Source organism: Candidatus Sericytochromatia bacterium (assembly GCA_035285325.1).
Lineage (GTDB): Bacteria > Cyanobacteriota > Sericytochromatia > S15B-MN24 > JAQBPE01 > JAYKJB01.
This window is the reverse complement of record JAYKJB010000015.1, coordinates 13,725-35,244: the sequence shown is the minus strand read 5'-3', so window position 1 is coordinate 35,244 and position 21,520 is coordinate 13,725. Positions and strand designations below refer to the sequence as shown.

Below are 21,520 nucleotides of genomic sequence, written 5' to 3'. Positions count from 1 at the left end.
GAGGCTTCCTTGGCCAGGCGCAACCGCTCGGCCTCCGCCATGATCTCGATGCGGCGCTGCTCCGCATTGGCCGCCTTGATCACGCTGGCCTCGAGCTCGAATTCCTTGCGCTGAACCTCGAGTTCCTGCACCCGTAGTTGTTCCTGTTTCTCCACCTGCGCAATACGCACCTGCTCGGCGATGACTTTCTGCTGCGCCTGATTCGCCGCGATGTCATAGGCCTTCTCCGCCAGGGCGCGCTGTTCGTTGACCTTGGCATCGAACTCGGCCTTCTTCATGTTCAAGTCGCGCTGCGCCTCAGCCTGGCTCGTTTCGGAAATGGATTGGGCCAGCACCCGCTCCTGGTCAGCAGAAGCCTGAGCCACGGAGGCTTCCCGCGACGTCTCGGCCCGCCGGATCTGAATGTCGCGCGCGGCTTCGGCATCGGCAATCTCGGCCTGGCGCTTTACCTTGGCCACGTCAGGGCGTCCCATGTTCGCGATGTACTGCTGATCATCGGTGACCTTGCGGATGGTGAAGGACACCAGTTCCAGGCCCATCTTGTTGAGGTCTTCCGCGACGGTCGTGCGCACCTTCTTCACCACGTTCTCGGGTTCCTTGACGATCTGCTCCACCGTGAGCAACCCCACGATGCCCCGCAGGTGTCCTTCCATGACCAGTTTGATCAGGTCTTCGCGCTCCGCCTTTTGCTTGTCCAGCAGCTGCTCCGCGGCCGTTTGGATGCTCTGGATGTCACTTTTGACCTTGATCTGGGCCACCGCCTCCACACTCACCGCGATGCCCTGGTTGGTGTACAGGTCCTGGTCGGGCGTCACGTCGAAACTCATCAATTCCAGCGACAGTTCCTTGCAACTCTGGATCATGGGGATCACCAGGCGACCGCCGGACGTCACGATGCTCGTGCCGCCCCAGCCGAAGACGACCAAGGCCCGGTTCGGAGGCACCTGGCGATAAATGCTCGCGGCGATCCACATCATCAGAAAAATGGCCGCAACGGCGAGTCCCGCCACCATGATCACGAAAATCCAGCTTTCCACCGTCGTCTCCTGTCTATGCGATCTGCTTCTCAACCGGGTGTTGTTGGGGCTAACTTGCCAAGCGGGTAATTTCCCCAGTCGGGCGAGGGCTTATCTTCACGCTCCCGTCCCCCTCACGAGGGGGGTGGCTCGGGGGGCGACGCTTGTAGTTCCGGCGCGGGTTCCACCAGCGCTACCCCATTTTGATAATCGACGATCCAGACGTGGCTACCCTGCGCGATGGGGCGACCGTCGGCGCTGCGGGCACCCTCGATCCGCTGGACCCCGTTGAGAATGAAGACGATTTCCCCCACCTCTTCCCCCGAGGTGCCGACCGTGACGCGGGCGACTTGCCCTTCGAGCCGCGGCGCAGGCAGGGCGGCCGCAGGGGGAGGGCTGCGCAGCAAGGCGAAGAATTTCGTGACCAGCACGTGGGCGGGCAGCCCGCAGGCAATCGCCACCAGCAGGGCAGGCAGGGTACCCCAGGTCGTCACCTTCAGCGTGATCAAGCCGGCAGCGCCGAACCAGGTCAGGAACATCATCCACGCGGAGAGATTGATACTCGGCCAGGCGAACTTTCCGCCAGGGGTCTCCGCCCCCTCCGGTGCGGCGATCTTGCCGCTCGCTGCGCCCCCATCCAGGTGACCGTGACTGGCTTGCAGGAGTCCGGAGACGAGCGTGAAGAAGATACCAACGGCAAAACTAAACAAGAATGCACTCGCCATGGCGACTATATACCCCCCACGGTGCCGCTACCACTCTGGAACGGAGTCACGTCGCTGCCTGGCGTCATTCCAACCATTGACTTCCCCAGGGGGATGCCTGGAGGCTTCCCTGGCAGCTCAGCTTTTCACCTGGCCGCGCTGGCGCGTGTTGGGGTCAATTCGACGGATGTGGGGAGCCCGAGCGGGCGATTTGCTGGAGTAGCCGGTGGACTTCTGGGTGAAGGTGGTCCAGCGCGGCTGCCCGCTCCGCGAACTGCAGCGCCTTGTCTCTTTGCCCGACGGCCAAGGCCGTTCGACCTGCTGCCACGAGCAGCTTCACCTTGACCTCGCTCGGCACGTCCGTGCGCTCATCGGCCTCGAAGGCGGCAAACGCCCTTTCAACCGCTTGAAATTCCGCCGTTGCGTCGCCACGGGCATGGGCCAGGGCTGCCAACCGATGCCATCCCTCGCCGGCCGGCACCTGTTTGGCACGCAAGCGTGCCTCCCAGATGCGGGCTACTTCCTTTGCCCGTTCTGGAGGAGCGTTCGAGAGGAAGCCCCAGCCCGCCAAGGTATCGGTCATCTGGAGCTTGGCCAGCATCTCTCTGGCCCCCGCAGACCGTGGGGCTGCGCCGGGCGACGCCAGGACCGCCAGCGCCTGCGTCGGCTGGCCCGCCTGTACCAGTCTCCTTCCCTCCGCTTCGATGGCGTGCCAATCGTTCGGGTAGGCGCGACGCCATTCTCGATTGAATTTCGCCGCCATGCCTTTGACGGCATTGAGAGGCAGGTTCCTGGACTGATAAGCATCGAATGCCTCGAACACCGGCGCCGGAAGCGGGGCGCTGGTTCTCCATATCTGATGGACGGCATGCGTAGGGTCACGCCGCGCGCTCCCGACCAGGCGGATGTCTTCCTCATAGGGCGTCAGCGCGGCATCGCCAAAATCCCGGACAATCGGCAACTGATAGGCCAGGGTCGGGCGCCTGATCTGGTGAGGCGCCACCCGGAAATCGGTCCCGTGGCCGGCGTCCTCGGTGGCCATCTGGAGCAAGGGGAGAGCCTCGACACGGGTCACGCCCGCACGGGCGAGGTCTCGCATCACGGCGGGACGTTGCGCGAAGGTGTTCAGCGCGACTTGAGAAAATTGCAGCGGGCGGCGGGCGGCGATCGCCAGGACCCGGTGGTCCTGCGTTTGCCACAAGGTCAGCGCAGGAAAGACAGCCTTCAATCCGGCGATCGTGACCCGCCAGGCCTCCGCATCCAGCACCGACAGGTCGAGTTCCTGCGCCAGGATGCCATCCGGATGCAGGCGTCGGCTCCAGCTCTGGTAGCCCTCCAGGGTCGGCTGCGCCATCCCGCGCGGGCCCAACCCTCGCGCGTCGGTGAGGAAGACCAGGTCGTAGGGTGGTTCGTCGTTCGATGGGATCGTTGTCAGCCTCTGGATGCGGCGGTCCTGCAAGGTCGCTGACAGGTCCAGATCCAGCAGGCTGACCGCCTCCCATAGCGCGCTTCGGGGCTCGACGATGTCCAACCGCGAGAGGGGCTGGCTCAGCAAGCTGGCTGCTGTCACGCCATCGCTCAGGCCGAGCATGGCCACGCGCCGGGCAGCGGGATGAGCCAGGAAGGCCAGGTGGGCCGCCACGATCGAGCCGGGACGACGCAGCCACGGTGTCGCACTGGTGTCGTTCAGGAGCAGCCTATCGTGTTCTCGCTCAGCGCGATGGGACAGGACCGTGACGCTGCCGTGTGGGCCTTCGCGATGGAATCGGGTCAACCAGTCTCCTGCCGCAACCCGCAGCGCACCCCAGGCTGCAGGCGCGGGCGCTTCGTGCAGGGTCGCCAGCATGCCCTGGTCGAAGGAGGGGCTGACGGCACGCGCCAGCAACAACCACAAGAGGCTCAGAGCGACAGCGAGGCCACGCCGCAAGGGCGTCCAGATTGAACTTTCCCAGGTGGCAAGCAGGCTGAGGCCCAGCAGGCCGACCAAGGACACTTGCAGGATCCCTTTGGCACCCAGCGCGGCGCCGACAGGCCCCCCTGTCAGAGAGAGGCCCAGGCTGATTCCCAGCCAGGTGAGCGGCAAACGGGGGGCCGAGTGACCGTGCCTTGCCTGGGCTGATGGCGCGCGGCTGCACAGTTCCCAGAACGCACCCAGCAATAGCGCCCCTGCTCCGGTCAGAACGAGTGCGACGGCGTAATGCGCCGCCTCGAACAGCGGGAAAGCGTCCGTGGTGCCGGCCAGCAGGGTGGTGAAACGATGAAACGCGTAGCTGGCCCGTTCAGCAAAGACCAGGCTCAGCAGAGTGGCTGCCGCCGCTCCGAGGCCCGCGATGCCCATCCAGCGAGGGCTTCTCTCCGCCACGAACCGCGCACTCAGAGCCGCGCCAAGCGCCAGCGCCGCCAGCCAGATGGTCATCAGGGCTGTGGTGGCGTAGATGTCGCGACGGACCAGCATGCCCAGGGCCTCCAACCACCCCAGCCCGACGCTGGCCATCAGCACCCCACCCAGCAGGGTCAACGCCATCTGGCGACGGGATGGCACCGCCGTCGAAGCCACCGTCGGGGGCGCCTCTTCCCGGTTCGAACCGGCCGTAGCCGGCGCCAGGCCTTGCTTGGAGAGGTGAAGACACCAGACGCCGAGAATGGCCGAGCCCAGGCTGAGGGCGTAGGTGGCATTGTCAAGTCCGTTGCGCGGAATTTCCATCCGCTGCACCCAGAGCACGCCGCCAGCCGCGCCCAATCCCAGCCAGACCCAGCTGAGATGACGCCACGGGCGATTCAGCACGGCCAGCAGGTCGAACTCGATCACGGCCTGTGCGCACCAGCCCAGCAGCAAGGCCGTCGGCAGCATCCCCAGGGCGACCAGGATGGCGAGAGGCGAGGCCAGCGGCTGAGCGGCCTCCAGGCTCCGGACCAAAGATGGCAGCGAACCAAGGGTCAATCCTCCCGCCAGCGCCAGCCAGGCGGCCAGGTACAGGGCGTTGCTCACCCGCACCGCCGATCGGGCCCCCAGCCAAGCGCCCACGGCGGTCGCGGCGAGGAGCCCCGCGAGGCCATCGTGCCACGCCAGGCCGGTGTTTGGAGCGAGGCCCCAGGCATACCAACTGCCCAGACAGGCCAATCCGGCGAGCAGGAAGGCTTGTGCCGAGATTATCAGCGGCATCCAGCGGTGGGCCTGAGCGATCGTCTCAGGCGTGGCTCGCAGATCATAGCCTTCTGCTTGCTCGATCGACGGGGCCTCGGCAACGGGCGAAGCGGTACGAGGATCGTGATTCACGGTAGGGTCTCCCTGGGGTGTTCCCGCCACGGCTGAAGAAGAATCACCGGGCCGCCGTGGCGGGCGCGATGGAAGGCGTCACGCGGATAGACGATCCGACCATTTTCCACCCGCCGAGCCGCGGGGTCGCGCACGATCGGGTCCCCGGCCTTGGTGAAGCCTGTCAGCAGCACCAGGTGGCCGTCTGAACTGCTCGTGGGGGCGCCGGGCAGTTCGCCTTCCGCAAAATGAATGCTCACAATGCTCGGTCGTCCGGCCAGGATTTCCTCTTCCAGCATTTTCCAGCCGGCCGGCCAGGCGACCCAGCTTCGCCCCACGAATCGCTGTCCTGGTTTGTGTGGCAGCCCGTCGGCCTGGGAGTTCATCAGGCGGTGCATCGCGGCCGCGATGAAAGGCCAGTTGCCGTAGATGCCGTGGCGCTCATCCCAGCAGGCAGCCGCGACTTGTCTGCTCGGGAGTTTGATCCCGTGAGCGGCGAGGGCCATGGTGGCGGAGGTCGGTCCACAGACGCGGTAGCTACGGTCCGCCGCTTCCCAGCTCTGCGCGCGGAACTGGGTCGGCACCTCCCGGCCCCAGGCGGTTCGGACGGGGCCATCAGGGTCGACGGCTTTGTTGCGATTGACGGTGGCCACGCTGAGCAGAGACAGCAGGGGGGTCACGGCCGGGCGGGTGGAGTGCAGGGTGACTCTCAGGCGCAGGCGATCGCCGGCCGGCTTGACCACCAGCGTGTCCTGGTCCACGCGGACCTCTCCGTCCTGCTGCAAACCCGGGGCACCACTCTGAAACCGAAGGGTGTCCCGGTCTCCCCAACGCGCCAGCTCCAACCACTGGCTCCAGCTGTCTCCCCCGTCTCGACTGGCACTGGCTTCCAGTTGCAGCCAGGTGCCGAGCGGGCAATCCGCATTCCAGGAGACCACCGCGTCCGTGAAGCCTGCCCCGTAGCGCAGCGCTGGCAGCGTGAGCTGGCCCAGGGCGACGAAGCCCCCCGAAGGGTCATCCTGCAGCCGCCAACCACCGGTTCGCCGGTCATAACGCAGGGCGTTGGCCTGGGCGTGGGTGAAATCGCCTTCCTCGGCAAAAACATCGGTCTTGCTCAGCGGGGGTGGGGCGGTGTCGGCCGCCTCGGACGGCCAACTTGTGAGCATCAGGGACAGGAAGAGGAGGAAGCGCAACATCGGGTGCCCCGGAATGGGAGAGTGACACGAACGGTGACGACCGTCAGATTCTAGCACCTTGCGTTCGCGTGCCACGGGGCAGGGGGATGGCAGCCTTGCCTCCGACCGCAGGGAAACGGGGGGATGGGGGCTGTCGAGGCGGATCGTGAGGTCCTAGAATGGGGAGTGTGTTTTCTCCAGGAGTCTTGTGAGTGATGACGGGTGCGTGGCGTGATTCGGGTGAGCGTCTGCTGCTGGAGGGGCCAGCGCGTTCCCGGGAAGACCATCTGAATCGCCTGGTTCATCAGGCCACCTATGCCTTTGCCCTGGAACACTGTGCGGGAAAGCGGGTGCTGGACCTCGGCTGTGGAACGGGCTACGGGACCTTCGCGATCGCCGAGGTCGCCGATGCGGTGCTGGGGGTCGACGTGTGTGCCGACAGTCTCGCCTATGCCAAAACCCGGTTTGAGCGAGGGAACCTTCAATTTCAGCGGGTGTCGGACCACGGAGCATTGCCGTTTGACGAGGCCGCCTTCGAAGTGGTGCTCTCCTTTCAGGTGCTCGAGCACGTGGACGACCCGGCGGCCCACCTGCGAGAAATTGCCCGCTTGCTCGCCCCTGGGGGCTGCTTGCTGCTGGCCACGCCCAATCGGGAGGTGCGCCTCTTCCGCTATCAGCGCCCTTGGAATCGCTGGCATCCGCGCGAATTCGACCAAAGAACCTTGCAACGGCTCCTTGCGCCGTGTTTCGAACCGGTCACGGCGTTGATGATGGGAGCCGAGGCCCGCCTGGTCGAACCGGAATTGGCCCGCTACCGTCTGATTCGCTGGCTGACCTTGCCGGTAACCCTGCCAGGACTTCCCGATTGGTACCGGGTGGCGGGACTCGAGGCGTTGCGAGGTCTGCAGCGTCTCGCTCGCTCCGGGCAGACCCCAGGGACATTCCCTGGAGATGTCAGCGACATCCGGATTGCGGCGGGGACCCAGCCTGGCTTGAACCTGGTGGTGATCGCCAGGCGTCGGATGGCTGGGTGAGGCGCGCCGCACGCCATCCGCAATAAACCGCGACAGCCAGCAAGGCCAGCGGAACGCCGTCAAGGGGCGCGCGCGGGAAGGAAGTGCGGCGCAAGAGCATCCACCAGGTATCCGGCACGAAGTGGACCCGCGCCTCACGCATCGCCTGGATGGCCGGGGCGTCACTCGGAGGGGCCGCGAACGCCTCCCGGGCCTCCTTCAGGCTGCTCGGCCAGCGGTCCCAGGCCAGCCGCAGCGGCGCGTGGCTGGGAACGGTTCGAACCTGCTCGATCGTCTCGAATTTCTGGAGGTTCAGGGCATCCAGGTACAGATAGCCGAAGTCGAACGGCCAGGCCAGCACCTGGACACCGCAGCCCGCCACCAAAAGGGCCTTGGCCAAACGGTTTCGTCCCGTTTCGTACCAACTGAGCACGGGCATCAGCAGGAAGGGCACGAACACGTAGCCGTAGCGGAGGCCCCAGGCCCAGGTGGAGGTGCCCCAGCCCACGAGGTAAAATAGGGCCAGGGGAAACAGCCCGCCCCACCAGATCCAGGCGACGTCCGGCAGGCGTTGGCGAAATCGCGGCCAGCCGCACAGGGCCAACAGGAGCGGCGGGGAATACCAGAAGAACCCTTGATTCGGGCTCAGCAAGGCCAGGTAGAGATTCTCGCAGGCCCGCCAGGCGCGCGGTTGCGTCAGGGCCGCTTGTGGCATCCAGTAATTGGGAAAGGCCAGCGGGCTGCCGTGGCGGACCCATTCATAGCCGGCGTGGATGGCCAATGCGGCCAGGAGCGGCCATCCGATCGCCTGCCAGGTCTTGACGCTGACATTCGGGCGATGCCTGGCGATGGAAAAGGCGGCAATCAGCATTCCGGTCACCGCGATCAGGTATTCCGTGCGAATCAAACAGGCGATCGCCATCAACGCCCCCGCCAACCAGGCCCCTCGGAGGGTCGAAGCCCGCGCATGACCGACGTGTTCACACAGTGACAGGGCACCGGCAAAGAGGGCCAGCGTGGCCGCGGGTTCGGACCAACTTGTCTTGGCGTAGGGCCAGATGATGGTACAGAAGCCCAGCACAATCGCGCCTGTGAGCGCGGTGCGAGGGGCAAAATTCAGGCGACGCGCACCCAGATAGCTGATCGCGAGCAAACTGGCCGATATCACGCAATTCTGAAACGCGATCACCCCACGTTGCCAGTCATCAGCAGAAAACTGCGGGGAGGCGCCCGACAGAACTGCCCCCAGCAAGAATCCTGGCAGCATGACCAGCGAGGCCCCGAGCGAAAACCAGGAGACCGGCTGGCCTGCCTGTCCCGTTCCCCAGCCGCCTGGCCAGGTCCACGAGCCTTCGGTCATCAGCGTGCGAAGGGCCTCGAACTTCTGCTGGTCGTCGCTGGCGTAGAAGTGCCCCCCCGCACCCACCAAGTACAGAGCCAGCGCAAAGCCCCACAGGTACAAGGCCACTCGCCAGTCGGATTCAGAGGCTGTCGGGGGGGGGGCGTGGGGCGGTCGACTCACGCGGCGATCGTATCACAACGTCTGCGGCTGCCTGGTGCGAGGACCCCGGATTTGCCACGCGCTTGGGGGGGTGAGACAATCGCCTCCTCGGGCCGAAAGAGGACGGCGGAATGCTGGGAGACGTGCTGGTCAATCGATATCGGGTCCTTCGCCTGCTGGGCGAGGGCGCGATGGGGCAGGTCTGGCTCGTTCACGACAGCACCACGGAACGAGATGTGGCCTTGAAGGTGATCACGTCGCGTGCCCCGGCGCCGGGAGGCAGCGAGCCGGCCAGGCACTCGCAAGAAAAGTCGTATCTCGATTTCATCCAGGAGTTTCGCTTGATGACGCAACTCCGCCATCCGAACTGCTGTGAGGTTCTCGAGTACGGCCTGCTGAACACCGACACGCCCTACCTCACCATGGAGTACGTGCCCGGCCGTGGGCTGGACGAGGTCGCTCCGGTGGACCGGGACACCTTCGTGCGCTTGATGGGGCAGGTGGCCATGGCGCTGGGTTACGTCCATGCCCGTGGGCTCGTTCACTGTGACGTCAAGGCCGCCAATGTTCGCTTGCGCCCTGACGGGGTGGTGAAGCTCATGGACTATGGCCTGATGGAATATGCGGGGCGGACAGGGGGAGCCATCAAGGGAACCTTGCACTACCTGGCGCCTGAGACCTTCCGGCGGGGCCTGATCGACCGCCGCACGGACCTCTATGCGTTGGGGGTGCTGGGGTTCTACCTCCTGAGCGGTCGATTCCCCTGCGATGGTCCGACGCCCGGGGACATCATCCGGGCCCATATGGGCGAGCCGCCCCCTTCCCTGTCGTCCTCGAGCGCCGGTGTGGACCCTGTGCATGAAGCGCTGGTGCTGCGCTTGTTGGCCAAGGACCCGCTCGACCGTCCCGATTCGGCCGAAGCCGTCCTCCGGGCCCTCGGCTATGCCGAGACCACGGTCGGTGGAGGGGGGGGCTTGCTGACCTCGCCCATGGTCGGCCGGGTGAGTGAGATGGCCAAGTTGTTCGTGCAACTGGCCCGCGTGACGGCCGGCAAGCCAGGAGGAAGCATCTGTTTCGTGGGGCCGGCCGGTACCGGGAAGAGTCGTCTGGTCCGAGAGTTCAGCTTCAACGTCCGGCTGGAGAATCTGGCCTATGCAGAGGCCCACAATCATGAGTTCGCGCAGACCCCTTATGCACCGATCGGAGCCATGCTGAAGGGCCTGTTGCCGCACGTTCGTGAGGAGGTTCCTGAGGTGCTGGCCCAGTTGGCCCCCATCCTGGTCGAACTGCTGCCGGAACTCTCCGTGACGCCCGCGCCGGAGCTGGATGCGCTGGATGCCAAGTATCGTCTTCACGGCGCGGTGGTTGCGCTGTTGCAAGCCCTGGCCGAGCGACGTGGCACCGTACTGGTGCTGGAGGACCAACAGTGGGTCGATCCGCTGACCCAGGAGCTCCTGGTGGCCATCCAGCGATTGACGCCCAGCTTGCCCTTGCTGCTGCTTGGCACCTCTCGACGGAATGAGCCTTGGCTCGCGGCCGCAGGGGCAACACTCATCCCGCTGGGGGCCCTGGACGCTCCCGCGCTCCAGCGGATGGTGGAGTCGATGCTGGGAACGACCGAGCTGCCAGACCGGTTGATGTCGCATCTCGTCTCGGCCTCCGTGGGAGTTCCAGACCACATTCAAGCCTTGCTGACGCATCACGTTCGCCTGGGCGCCCTGACGCGTCACGACGGTGCCTGGCAATTCCTTCCGCCTCCGATGGTGGATGCGCAGCCGTACGCCTTGCAGTCGGTCTACGCCCGCAAATTCTCCGACCTGCCCGATGTCAGCCAAGCCCTGGCCCGCATCGCGACGGTTATCGGCGAGGAATTTTCGCTGGACCTTCTCCGGGAGGTGGCCGACTTCCCGGAAAACGTTTTTTTCGAAGCCCTGGAACCTTTGCTGGCCCAGCAACTCCTGGCACCCGGCGAGTCTGGCGGTTATCGCTTGGCCCAGGACGCCTGGAGGGCCGCCATTGCCGCCTCGATCCATCTGCTCGACCGGCAGCATCTGCACGCCCGCATCGCGTCGATTTACCTGCGACGGGCTGGGGACCCCTCTTATTTCGACCTGCCCTTGGCGCCCCTGAATCAGGTGACGGCGCATCTGCTGGAGAGCAACCAGCCGCTGCGTGCGATTCAGGCCACCCTCGAGTTGGGCACCCGACTGGCTGCGCTCTCTGCCCTGGACGAGGCCCTGCATCATCTGACGGCAGGTTTACAGCTGGTCGAGGTCCATAGCCCAGGGGATCCGAGAGAAGCCGTATTTCTGCGCTTGCTGGGTGAGGTGTATCTGCAACAAGGACAACTCGACCGCGCGTCGGACAGTTTTGAGCACGCCATTCCGCTGGTGGAGGCGCTGGGCGATCGCTTCTTGCTGGCGCGCCTGCTGGTGGGGCTCAGTCAGGTTCTGCACGGGAAAGGCCAACTCGACCACGCGGTTCAGTTGGCCGAACGTGCCCATCGCGTGGCCCTGGACGCCTCTGACCTGGCTGGTGCGGCGCGGGCGCGTTTGTTGGCTGCACGGGCGGCCGGCCTGACAGGTCGCACCCGGGAGAGCCTGGAATGGCTGCAGGAAGCGCTGGGCCTGGCGCGCTTGACCGAGGAGCGTGCGCTGGAAGGAGAGGTCCTCGCCGAACTCGGCTACCTTCATCTCACCTGTCTGGCGGAGGGACTGGAGGTCGGGCTGCAAACGGTCGAGGAGGCCTTGCATCTGGCGGAGTCGTTGGGGGATGCGCGCGGCATCATTCAATCCCTGACCTTGCTTGCACAGGCAGGCCTGGCCCAGGGTGAGGTGCTGGGCGCCAGGCAACATTTGCTCCGTGCTCGGAAAGTGGCGGCCCCCATCGGGAACGCGCTGGAACTGTGTTCGCTCGAAACGCTCCTGGCCCTGATAGATCTTGAGCGGGGTGACTTCAAACTGGCCGCCCTGACGGCCCAACGCAACGTGGCGGAGGCCGGCCGGCTGGGGGCCCGGCACCTGCTGGGCATCGGCTTGATGACCGAAGCCCTGGCCAATGTCTGGCTCGGCCATTTTCAGGAAGCCTCCGCCCTCATGGACGTGGCCTTCGATCAGGCTGGCGGCGGGCTGCACCTGTGGCGAGAAGTGCGCATGCTGGCCTTGAAGGGGGAGGTGTTGGCCGCGATGGGCCGATATTCCGAGTCCATGAGAACGGCGGAGCGCCTTCAACAGCTCATGGTGGAGACGGGCAGCCTGGAGCCCCAGGGTCGCTTGTGCGCCCTCTGGGGTGAAAATCTCGTGCGGGCGGGGGACCCCGCGGAGGCCCGTGAGTATCTCGATATGGCGCTGAGCCTGGCCGAATCCGGAAAGGCCAGGGGAGTGCAATTGCGGGTGCAGTTACTGCGTGCTCGCCTGGCTTTGCAGTCGGAAGATTGGGGACTGGCCCGCCAGTGCGCGGAGGAGTCCTTGCTGATGGCCCGGGCGCTCGGCGTTCGGCACGCCGAGGCCCTGGCCTTGGGGCTGCGCGCAGAGGCTCGGCTGGCCACGAATGAGGCGGGCGCCTTCGAGGACTTCGACGGGATGCGGGCCTTTGCGGCGGCAGATGGTCTGCCATTGCTGTTATCGCTGGCCGAGTTTGGGCTCGCCGCTGCCCAACCCTACGCGCCGGATGCGGCCAACCGGGCCAGTGAGGCCCGCAGCCTGCTTTCCCAGACCATTAGCGGCCTGACCGCCGAGGCGCGGGAAAAGATGTTGGCTCCGACGGAGTTGCAGCGCGTGCTCGAGGGGAATTACATCGGCTTCAGTCTGCCCCGTCAGGTGCAGAAAAGCTTGTCCTCGCCATCCGTGAATCTTCATCTGTGGATGCGTTGAGGGCGATGGCGACTGCTCGCGCCCGGTTATTGTTCCAAGCGCACCCCGCATCAGCGTTGGTTTCTCGATCAGGGGGTGATATGCTTCTGAGCGTGCGGCACGCTTGCTCGGTGTGCATCCGTCACGTAGCCTTGGGCCCCTGCTTGCTATTGTGATAGTGTGTCTCCAGCAGATCCCCGCGCGTTCCGTCGACAGCGCCCCGGAGTTCGAATCGTTCCATGACCGCCGCTCGTTCCTTGCTTTCGTTGGTGCTGCTCTCGTCGTGCCTGCTGGCCACGCCGGTGGCGGTGGCGGAATCCGGGTCCGATCTGTTGCTGGCCGCTGGAACGGGTGACCTGGTGGCCTTGAATCGCTGCCTGGCCACCGGTGTCTCTCTGGAATCGCGCGATGATCGGGGCAACACGCCTCTGATCATGGCCGCGCAGCAGGGTCAGAAGCGGGCGGCCTTGGTGCTGCTGTCCTCGGGGGCAGACCTCGAGGCTCAGGATGAGAATGGATACACGCCGCTGATCTGGGCGGCCCAACAGGGCCATGCAGACCTCGTCGAAATTTTCTTGCTGCGCGGTGCCAACATTGATGCCCGCGAGAAAAATGACTACACCGCCCTCGAGTGGGCCACCTGGGAGGGTCGAGTAGGGGCGGTCAAGGTGTTGCTGTCCTACGGCGCCGACCCGCTGCGACGCACCCGCTGGGGTTTTACCGCCGGTGACCTGGCTCGTCGCCAGGGCCTCCCCGCCATGGTGCGACTTTTCACGCCGCCCAGGGCCTCTGCCGCGAGCATTCCGGCCCCGGCCGCGCCCCGCGCCGTTGAACGCGAGGCCGGGGTGGCTCCCACGGCGCGACGCCACGAGGTCGCGCTGCCTTCGATGTTCAAAGAAGTCGGTCGCTCTAAACTTGGGGCGCCGATTCATCTGGCGTCGATCGGCCAGGGTGAACGCAGCGTGCTGTTTATCGGCTCGATTCACGGCGATGAACCGCAGGGCACGGACCTCATTTTCCGGATGATGCGCGAGTCGGATAAGTTCAAGCCTGTACTGGCACGCAATCGCTTTCTCGCCATTCCCAACGCCAACCCGGATGGTTTCACCCGCCACATTCGCACCAACCTGAACGGGGTGGACCTGAATCGCAATTTCCCGACCCGCTGGCGTCCCACGGTCCGTGGCCGTTACTTCAGTGGGCCCCGGCCGCTCTCCGAGCCGGAATCGCAGGCCGTGATGCGGGTCATCGAGAACGAACGGCCAGCCTTGATCGTGGCCTTTCACGCGCACATGGCGTGCAACAATTACGATGGGGCGGGGGCGGCCGCCATTGCTCGGGCCATGTCACGGGCCAATGGCTATCGTTTGTTGCCGTTCATCGGCTATGAGACCCCGGGCTCGCTGGGGCAACACGCCTCCAATGCGATGGGCATCCCTATTGTGACTCTGGAAGTGGGGTTCGAAGGGCCCGACCAACTCTGGCGGAAGGTACGAGACTCCCTGCTGGTCGCCCTGGAACCCTCGGTCAGCATGGGGGCGTTGCAGCGCGCCGGAGCCTACGGCATCTGAGCGAGCTACAGATTCGTTCCGGGCGCCGGAGGTTCCCACACGAGACCTGTCAGCCGCTCGGAGGCTTGCCACAACCTGAGCGCCGTTTCGTCGTTCAAGGCTGCTGAACTGGGGGAGACGGGCTTCGAACGCGCCCAGTAGCTTCCACTGCCCGCTGCCAGCGTCGGCGCAAGCGCCAGATGGAGGGGGGTGGCCGCCCCCGCCGTGACATCCAGCATCCAGGGACGGGCGAGCCACAACAACAGGGACCAGCCGGGGTGACGCTCGTGGCCGAAGTGAGTGGCCACCAGGCCGGGATGGGCCGCGAAGGTCTCCAGCGAGTGGGGGCGTAGGCGGCGAGCCAGCTCACGCGTAAACAGGATGTTCGCCAGCTTGGAGCGCTGATACGCACGCCAAGGACGGTAGCGCCGCGTGTGCATCAAGTCGTTGAAGTCGAGGTCCACTCCCTCGTGCGCGCGCGACGCCACATTGATGATGCGTCCAGCGGAGCCTGCGGCCAGCAGCGGGACGAGCCGCAAGGTCAGGCCGAAGTAGGCCAGATGATTCAACGCGAAGGTTTTCTCATAACCATCCGCGGTCGTTTCGTGCTGAGGAAAGATGGCGCCAGCATTGTTGACCAGGAGGTCAAGGCGGTCGAAGCGACGTTTCACCTCTTCCCCGATGCGGGCGACGTCCCCCATGTCACTCAGGTCACCCAGCAAGCCGTGGCACTGTGCGCCTGCCGCTTGCCCCGCTCGGGTCACGTCTTCCTCCGCTTGGGCCAGGCGCGCGCGGTCGCGTCCGAGCAGGATGGTGTCGTGACCCTCGCGGGCGAGCGCGAGCGCCAGTTCGAGTCCGATGCCTCGGGTGGCGCCGGTGATCAGGCAGGTTTTCCGCAAGCGAGCTTCTTTCAAGGATTCCCATCCCTTCGGCGTCCCGTCATTCAGGCTTGGCGGGGCGGATGACGTGGCATGATGCCTTCGCTATGGTATATGGTACAGCGGCGGCTGTGGCCAGCGTATTCGTACTCATCGACCCTCACACGGGGATTGCCCATGAAGAAACCCAAGTCAGGCGGCTACGCGGAATACGATGACCCGGACTTCGATTCCGAGTGGTTTGACGACGAGGCCTATGACCGCGTGGTGGACGGGGCCTACGAGGAGGAACCCCTCGATGAGCGCGCGGCAGCCCGCTCCGGGGCCGCCGCGCGTGGAACGGACCGTGGGGTGGGCGCCCGGGCGGCCGGCCCGGATGAAGCTGGACCGCGCACGTCTCCCCTGGCGATCGCCGTTGGTGGGATGGCGGCCGTGGTCCTGGCGGCTGGGGCAGGCTACTACCTGATGGCCAGCGTGGTGGGAGGCCCTGCCGAGCGGGCGCTGGGGGACTATCCCAAACGGGTCCAGCGCGCGTGGGCGGTGCTGGTGGGGCAACCCCTGCCTGCTCCCTCCCCCGAGCCGACGCCGCTGGCCTCCGATGTGTTGGGGGTGGCACCCGTTGATGGGCCGGGTGAGGAGCCAGACACGCTTGCCTCGGCTTCGGAGATGAGCACCGCCCCTGCGCCTGCTCTGAGGCAGCCAACTCAGGGCTCCGGCGCTCCACCTGCGCTGGAAACCCCCCTGGTTGCCCCCAGTCGCACGCCGCTCCCCTCCTCGACGCCTCAGGCTGGGCCAGCTGTCCAGGCCAGCATGGCGCCGCTGGTGGCGTTGCGGACGGCGGTACCGCTTCTTTCCCCCACCCCAGCCAGCCCACTGCCATCGAAGCCCTCTCAGGCCGCGGTGTCAAAAACGCCCTCCCCCGCCACGCTGCCCACGACCCGGCCTTCCCCGGGCGGGGCGACGCCACGTCTGCCGACGACGGCGTCCAAGGCGCCGGCGCGCAAGGGCCCGCCGGTCACCCCGGCCGTTCGCCAGCCCGAGAAGCTCGTTCTGGAGTTCGCCCCCGGGGTGGTGGTTCTGACAGGACCTCAGGTCGAGGCCCTGTGGAGTTTCTCTGGGCGCCTGGAGAATGCACCAGGGCGCTTGGTGGTGCAGGCCCAGCCAGGGTTTGGCCGTTTGGCGCCTGGGCTGGCCCAGGGACGCGTGAATGCGGTCGCAGCCCTGCTGCGTCGACACACGGGGGGAACGGGCGTCTCAGTCGAGGTGAAGCTCTTGTCGACGCCGGTCGCTGGGTTGGCCGGTCGCCGCGTCGAGGTTCATTTCCAGCCCGCGCCCTCCACTCGCTGAACGTCCCGACTCGCAAGGGCCCTGGTGGGCGGTGGACTCTGGTGCAGCCATTTGGACCTGGTCATCTATAAGCGAAATCCTTACGACCACGTCTTGTTCTCGCACGGGGCGCTGGACAACACGTGGCGTCAAACGGTCGAAGCAGCCGTTGAGGCCGGGATTCCCCTCGATGAGGCCAACCTGGCCGAACGAGATTTGCCGGGCCTGGTGGCTCCTGGGATTTCCTTCAGGAAAACCAATTTTGTCTCCTCCAACCTTCATCGCGCCGACCTGCGGCGTGCGGATCTGCACGAGGCCCAACTGGGAGGAACCGACCTTGATTGGGCTTCCCTGGTCGAGGCCAATCTGACGGGCGCATTTTTGGGCGGCGCGGATCTCTCTTATGCGCAACTGCAGGGCTCCATCCTTCATCGCGCGAATCTGACGGGTGCCGTGATGACTGGGGCCACCCTGGGACGAGCCAACCTGTCCGAGGCCATCCTCAAGAACCTTAACCTGAGCGGTTTTGACCTGACGGGGATCGATCTGCGTGGGGCAGACCTGTCAGGAGCCAATCTGTCCCGGGCCCAGCTGGTGCAGGCTGATCTGGAAGGGGCCAACCTGGAGGGCGCCTTGCTGGGCGGCTGCGACCTGACGGAGGCCAATTTGCGTGGGGTCCGGGCCCGTCACGCTTGCCTGGCCGGGGCGTGTCTGCAGGGCAGTGTTCTGACCGGGGCGGATTTGAGTCGCGCGGACCTTTCCGGCGCGTGGTTGTCTGGTGCGAATCTACGCAGCGTCAATTTTGCCCAGGCCTGCTTGCGCTGGTGTGTCATGCCGGATGTGGTGCTGGCGCAAGCCAACCTGACGGGCGCTGACCTGAGCCGGGCCGAACTTTCCGGGGCCCAGTTCAGCCAGGCCTCCCCCAGTGGAGGCGTGATTCGGGCCACGCTCGAGGGAGCGTGTTTCGATGAGGCCCGGTTGTTCGAAGCCAATTTCAGCCGCCTGGATCTCTCGCGGGTGAGCTTTCGCTCGGCTCACCTGGTACGCGCCAATCTGGGCCAATGCAGGGCCCACGAGGCCTGTTTCAATCACGCCCGGATGAGCGCGGCGGTCATGAACCGGATTCACCTGAACCGGGCCGACTTGCACCGTGTCGACCTGCGTCGGGCTGATTTACGGGACGCTGACCTTTCCATGGCCCAGTTGGGTGAGGCTGACCTCAAGGGGGCTGACCTGGCGCGAGCGAACCTGCGGCGGGCAGACCTGACGCGGGCCAATCTGGGCATGGCCAATCTGCCAGGCGTCAATTTTCGAGAGGCACGCCTGGCTGAGGCTTATCTGGGCGATGCCAACACGGCAGGGGCCGTCTTTGAAGGGGCTTTCTTCAGTGCCACCGAAATGCAGCGTCGGGAGGCATCCTCGTGAAATGGCCTCGCTTGGCCTGGCCGATGTGGACCAACGTCGCCGTCTGCGGGACAATCAATCGCACGCTTGCTCACAGACGAGGGAAACGACGGGAGATGCCTCCGCACCTTTACAAAGCAGGCTTTCTGGCGCTTGTCTCAGCGCTATGCTGGGGCGGTACCCTGGCGCCAGCGGCGGCCTACCCCACCAGCTTGATCTTTGCGCCGACGGGAGAGGTGGCGCCGCGGGGAAAGGGCAATATGTCCTTTTACAATGCCTTCTATGGCGGCAATGTGGACTCCTGGACCGGGCTGAATGTCGGAATTCTTCCGGCGATGCCTCTGGGAGACACAGGTTATCGCCTGCCAGGTCTGGAAGTAGGCCTGGACCTGTGGGCTACACCGGGCGGCGAACCTCCCGTCAAACCCCTCGGGAATCTCAAGCTGGGCTTGATCGAGGAGGCCTCCTGGTGGCCGTCCTGCGCCGTCGGTTTCATGTCCTGGGGCTTTCTGCACCCGAACAAAAGCCTGAATTTCGCTTACCTCGCCACGACCAAGACCCTGACGTGGGGGGGACGTGACCTGGGACGCACCACCTTGGGCCTGGCCCGTGTCACCCCCGGAGGGGCTGACCTGTTCGTTCCCACCTGGCCATTGCCGACAGGGCAGCAAGCCTTTTTTGGGGGGCACGAATTTCCGCCGGTTGGCCCCTTCAGTTTCGCCATCGACACCGTCGGGGGGGTGAGCGAGATTTCCGGCACCTGCCTGGTGATGAACGTGGAGATCGTGCCGGACACGTTCCTGTCGCTCGGCTACGCGATCGCCCACGATCGCTCGCTGGCCTATCCGGACGCCTATTTCATCCAAACTTACACGAATTTCGACATCGCCAAAGCATTCCTGCCCCAGGCGACGGAATGACGTGAGCGGGTACGTAATGGCCAGTTCCCTGCAAGGAGTCCGAGGCTGTCATGACGATCGTCCATAAAACGCTCGCTGCCGTGGTCGCCACCATCGTGGTGCTGGTGGCCTTGCTGTCGTTTTTCTGGCGCGACACCCTGCTCGATTCCTATGCCTCCTTCGAACGCGTGGAAATGACCCGGCAGGTGGAACGGGCCTTCAATGCGCTCCGGGAAGACACCCAGGTACCCTCCTTGCGTCTGAATGACTGGGCTGCCTGGGATTCGACCTGGCGCTTCGTGGCCGGCGAAGAGCCGGGTTACATCGTCAACAACTTTCCCGAGCCCATCACCATGGCCGAGATGGGATTTCACTACACCGTGTTTCTCAGGACAGATGCTTCCATCAAGCACGCCCTCGCCATCGACACCCAAGACGGCAAGCACTGGCGTCCTCTGCCCAGCTGGCTGGGCGAGCATTTGAAGCCAGGCTCGCCCTTGCTGGCGCACCGCGATCATCACTCCAAGCTGGCCGCGCTGATCCAGACGCCGACGGGCGTGGCTCAGGTTGGCTCGCATCCCATCACGCGGGGCGACTACACGGGAGACATCCGGGGCACGATGATCTTTGCCACGGAACTGCAGCCCACGGAGGTCCAGCGGCTGGCTGAGCTGATTCACGTGCCCTTCGAAGCGCTGCCGTTGCACACGACGGCGCTCAGCGAGCCGCAGAAGGTCGCCCTGGCGACGCTGGAGCGAGGGAAGGAGGGCCAGGTCGAGTTGGCGGCCATTGATGAACAGACGCTGGTGGGACATGCCTTGATGCGGGATGTCTACGGGAAGCCTGCCGTGCTGATCGCCGTGCGGGCTCCTCGCACGCTCTATGCACAAGGCCGCGACACCGTGCGCCAGAGCCTGACTTTGCTGGCCATCAGTGGCACCGTGTTCGCCCTGCTCAATATTTTTCTGTTGCGCGGCATTGTGTTGCAGCGCCTGGCCAGGTTGTCCGAGCAAGTTGCGGCGATCGGCTCCGTCGGTAGTTTGGCCGCCCGGGTGGATGCGACAGGGGGCGATGAAATCGCCACCGTCGCCAGCAAGGTCAACGGCATGCTCAGCCAACTCGAACGCTCCCAGGCCGCCATTCTGGAGCTTGAAGCCTGGCGCAAGGGTGAGCAGCGCTACACCGAACTCATGGACGCAGCGCCTGCCCTGGTGCTGATCGTGACGGAGGGACAGCTCCTTTATGCGAACCCCTACGCCACCCGGGTGTTGGGATTGCCGGCCGATGCATCTTGGAAAGGGCGGGCCTTCTCCTCGTTGCTCGCGACGGAGGAATCAAGGGGACTGGCGGAGCGGGAATTCCAACGGCTGGCCGCCGCGGAGCTCGAGGTGGCGCGGATGGAGCTCAAGGGCCTGGGAGCTCAGGGGGAGGTCCTCGATCTGGAGGTGGCGGCCAACCGGATGGTGTTCGCAGACCGTCCCTGTCTCCAGGTCATCGCCCAGGACGTGACGGAGGCCAATCGGGTCCAGGACCAGCTGACGCGCATGGGGCAGGAGATGGAAATTGCCACGCGCATTCAAACCGCCCTGGTGCCCACGGACATGCCAATCGAACGGTTTGATATCGCCATGTCCCTTCAAACCGCAGCCGAGGTCGGTGGCGACCTGATCGATTACATCCCGCAACCCGATGGGCGCTTCTGGCTCGCCATTGGGGACGTCACCGGTCACGGCCTGACACCGGGACTGGTCATGATGATGGCACAGAGTCTGATTACCGGTTACGTTCTCGATGCGCCGCTGGCGAGTCCGGCGGAGCGGCTCGTGCGGATCAACCAGGCCCTGTACCAGAACGTGCGCAACCGCATGCGAAATGACAACTACATGACGCTTCAGTTGATTCATCACCAGGGCGACGGCCATTTCGTGGCAGCCGGCATGCATTGTGACATTCTGGTGTGGCGGGCGGCATCCGGGTCGGTGGAACGCATCGAGGTGCCAGGCTTCTGGACGGGGTTGATGCCGGACATTGCGGAGATGACCCACGACACTTCCTTTTTCCTCGGCCCCTCGGATGTGATGCTGCTCTACTCGGACGGGCTGATCGAGGCCAGCAATGCCCAGCAGGAGCAGTTTGATATGGCACGTCTTGAAGAGGCTCTGGCGCGTCGGGCCCATCTGCCGGTCGGCGAGATCCAGGCGGCGATTCTGGCGGACGTGCAGGCATGGTTGCACGAGCAACTAGATGACATCTCGGTGATCGTGTTGCGGCGCCACGCGGAGGTTCCGGCGCACCCGGAGGCCGTTCGGGTGATCTTGACCTGAACCCGCTGCGTCAATCGGCCCACGCCCAGCTGTTCAGCAGGGCGTGCAGATCCGTCCGGACCACGTAGGCTCCTTCCCCGGGTTCCGCGATGGCGGCGATGCGTATGCGTGCGCCGTGGCGAAAAGCCTGCGCCGCCGTCACGCAAAAGCGCGGCTTGGGGGGAACTTGGGCCGTCCAGGTGTCGTAGAAGCCGGGGGCTCCCTTCAGCATCAGGTCGCGGCAGTGATAGTTTTGATAACGCAGTGCTTCCGCCACGCGCCGAGCCCGCAGGCGGCTTTCGCGGACGGGATACTTGGTGGGCACCTCCGAGCGGTCCCATTCGATGTCGATGCGCAGGCGCTGGCGGCCGAATTCGCGCGTGAGTTCCCACTGTTTCAATAGCCGCGGAGCCTTTCCCAGGTCCGGCAGGGCTTTGAGTTGATAGCCCGTCGGGAGCACGAAGCGGAAGGCCACAGTTTCGACGTTCGCGGCCAGGGCCGGTGCGCTCGGCGTGAAGACAAGCGCAAACGTCAGCAGCAGCGGCGCGGCAAGGCGGATGAGGGAAAGACTGGGCCGGACCATGGAGCGAAACACCTGTTCAAGGGATGGCCGAACTGCCCGTCGCGAATGGCCCAGAGGCCGC

Annotated in this window: 14 protein-coding genes; 7 read left to right on the top strand and 7 right to left on the bottom strand. The window is 65.3% G+C overall.

From position 1 onward, the window contains the following. From VKP62_02330 to VKP62_02315, 4 genes are all read right to left on the bottom strand, one after another. A partial coding sequence (locus VKP62_02330; protein MEB3196017.1) for an SPFH domain-containing protein occupies positions 1–1,037 on the bottom strand: 1,037 nt, incomplete at its 3' end. Between the two features lie 113 nt (positions 1,038–1,150). Further along, positions 1,151–1,741 (bottom strand): hypothetical protein, encoded by a 591-nt coding sequence (locus VKP62_02325; GenBank protein MEB3196016.1) that lies wholly within the window; start codon positions 1,739–1,741, stop codon positions 1,151–1,153. Positions 1,742–1,895: 154 nt separating this feature from the next. Beyond that, positions 1,896–4,997 (bottom strand): hypothetical protein, encoded by a 3,102-nt coding sequence (locus VKP62_02320; protein ID MEB3196015.1) that lies wholly within the window; start codon positions 4,995–4,997, stop codon positions 1,896–1,898. Next, positions 4,994–6,172, bottom strand: a complete 1,179-nt coding sequence (locus VKP62_02315; protein MEB3196014.1) for a C39 family peptidase — start codon at positions 6,170–6,172, stop codon at positions 4,994–4,996. Before VKP62_02315 ends, VKP62_02320 begins: the two co-directional genes overlap by 4 nt. A 194-nt stretch (positions 6,173–6,366) precedes the next feature. Between VKP62_02315 and VKP62_02310 the strand changes: the two genes are divergently transcribed. Next, positions 6,367–7,185 (top strand): class I SAM-dependent methyltransferase, encoded by an 819-nt coding sequence (locus VKP62_02310; protein ID MEB3196013.1) that lies wholly within the window; start codon positions 6,367–6,369, stop codon positions 7,183–7,185. Here the strand turns inward: VKP62_02310 and VKP62_02305 are convergent. Continuing rightward, positions 7,106–8,686 (bottom strand): hypothetical protein, encoded by a 1,581-nt coding sequence (locus VKP62_02305; GenBank protein ID MEB3196012.1) that lies wholly within the window; start codon positions 8,684–8,686, stop codon positions 7,106–7,108. The genes VKP62_02310 and VKP62_02305 overlap by 80 nt on opposite strands. Positions 8,687–8,796: 110 nt before the next feature. Here VKP62_02305 and VKP62_02300 point away from each other — a divergent pair, with 110 nt between their 5' ends. Together VKP62_02300 and VKP62_02295 are read left to right on the top strand one after the other, a co-directional pair. Next, positions 8,797–12,537 (top strand): AAA family ATPase, encoded by a 3,741-nt coding sequence (locus VKP62_02300; GenBank protein MEB3196011.1) that lies wholly within the window; start codon positions 8,797–8,799, stop codon positions 12,535–12,537. A gap of 218 nt (positions 12,538–12,755) precedes the next feature. Beyond that, entirely contained in the window at positions 12,756–14,087 is a 1,332-nt protein-coding gene (locus tag VKP62_02295; GenBank protein ID MEB3196010.1) for an ankyrin repeat domain-containing protein, read from the top strand. A gap of 5 nt (positions 14,088–14,092) precedes the next feature. On the opposite strand, the gene VKP62_02290 is transcribed toward VKP62_02295, so the two are convergent. After that, complete coding sequence (locus VKP62_02290; GenBank protein ID MEB3196009.1) at positions 14,093–14,980, bottom strand: SDR family oxidoreductase; 888 nt, start codon at positions 14,978–14,980, stop codon at positions 14,093–14,095. A 141-nt stretch (positions 14,981–15,121) separates the two neighbouring features. Here VKP62_02290 and VKP62_02285 point away from each other — a divergent pair, with 141 nt between their 5' ends. The 4 genes from VKP62_02285 (at position 15,122) to VKP62_02270 (ending at position 20,897) form a co-directional block, all read left to right on the top strand. Then, positions 15,122–16,291, top strand: a complete 1,170-nt coding sequence (locus tag VKP62_02285; GenBank protein MEB3196008.1) for a hypothetical protein — start codon at positions 15,122–15,124, stop codon at positions 16,289–16,291. Positions 16,292–16,342: 51 nt separating this feature from the next. Continuing rightward, a complete protein-coding gene (locus tag VKP62_02280; GenBank protein ID MEB3196007.1) occupies positions 16,343–17,695 on the top strand; it encodes a pentapeptide repeat-containing protein in 1,353 nt (450 codons plus the stop codon). 95 nt (positions 17,696–17,790) lie between these two features. Next, a complete protein-coding gene (locus VKP62_02275; GenBank protein MEB3196006.1) occupies positions 17,791–18,594 on the top strand; it encodes a hypothetical protein in 804 nt (267 codons plus the stop codon). A 50-nt stretch (positions 18,595–18,644) separates the two neighbouring features. After that, positions 18,645–20,897 carry a SpoIIE family protein phosphatase gene (locus tag VKP62_02270; protein ID MEB3196005.1) on the top strand — a complete coding sequence of 751 codons (2,253 nt, stop codon included), beginning with the start codon at positions 18,645–18,647 and terminating at the stop codon, positions 20,895–20,897. Between the two features lie 10 nt (positions 20,898–20,907). Here VKP62_02270 and VKP62_02265 read toward each other — a convergent pair whose 3' ends face one another. After that, the gene (locus VKP62_02265) at positions 20,908–21,459 is read right to left on the bottom strand and encodes a hypothetical protein (protein MEB3196004.1); all 552 of its coding nucleotides are present in this window, start codon (positions 21,457–21,459) and stop codon (positions 20,908–20,910) included. Positions 21,460–21,520: the final 61 nt, after the last annotated feature.

Bases quoted from the DNA above. Each gene is read 5' to 3' on its own strand.
- VKP62_02325 (MEB3196016.1), bottom strand. From the start codon at position 1,741: ATGGCGAGTGCATTCTTGTTTAGTTTTGCCGTTGGTATCTTCTTCACG.
- VKP62_02315 (MEB3196014.1), bottom strand. From the start codon at position 6,172: ATGTTGCGCTTCCTCCTCTTCCTGTCCCTGATGCTCACAAGTTGGCCG.
- VKP62_02310 (MEB3196013.1), top strand. From the start codon at position 6,367: ATGACGGGTGCGTGGCGTGATTCGGGTGAGCGTCTGCTGCTGGAGGGG.
- VKP62_02300 (MEB3196011.1), top strand. From the start codon at position 8,797: ATGCTGGGAGACGTGCTGGTCAATCGATATCGGGTCCTTCGCCTGCTG.
- VKP62_02295 (MEB3196010.1), top strand. From the start codon at position 12,756: ATGACCGCCGCTCGTTCCTTGCTTTCGTTGGTGCTGCTCTCGTCGTGC.
- VKP62_02285 (MEB3196008.1), top strand. From the start codon at position 15,122: ATGAAGAAACCCAAGTCAGGCGGCTACGCGGAATACGATGACCCGGAC.
- VKP62_02275 (MEB3196006.1), top strand. From the start codon at position 17,791: ATGCCTCCGCACCTTTACAAAGCAGGCTTTCTGGCGCTTGTCTCAGCG.
- VKP62_02270 (MEB3196005.1), top strand. From the start codon at position 18,645: ATGACGATCGTCCATAAAACGCTCGCTGCCGTGGTCGCCACCATCGTG.
- VKP62_02265 (MEB3196004.1), bottom strand. From the start codon at position 21,459: ATGGTCCGGCCCAGTCTTTCCCTCATCCGCCTTGCCGCGCCGCTGCTG.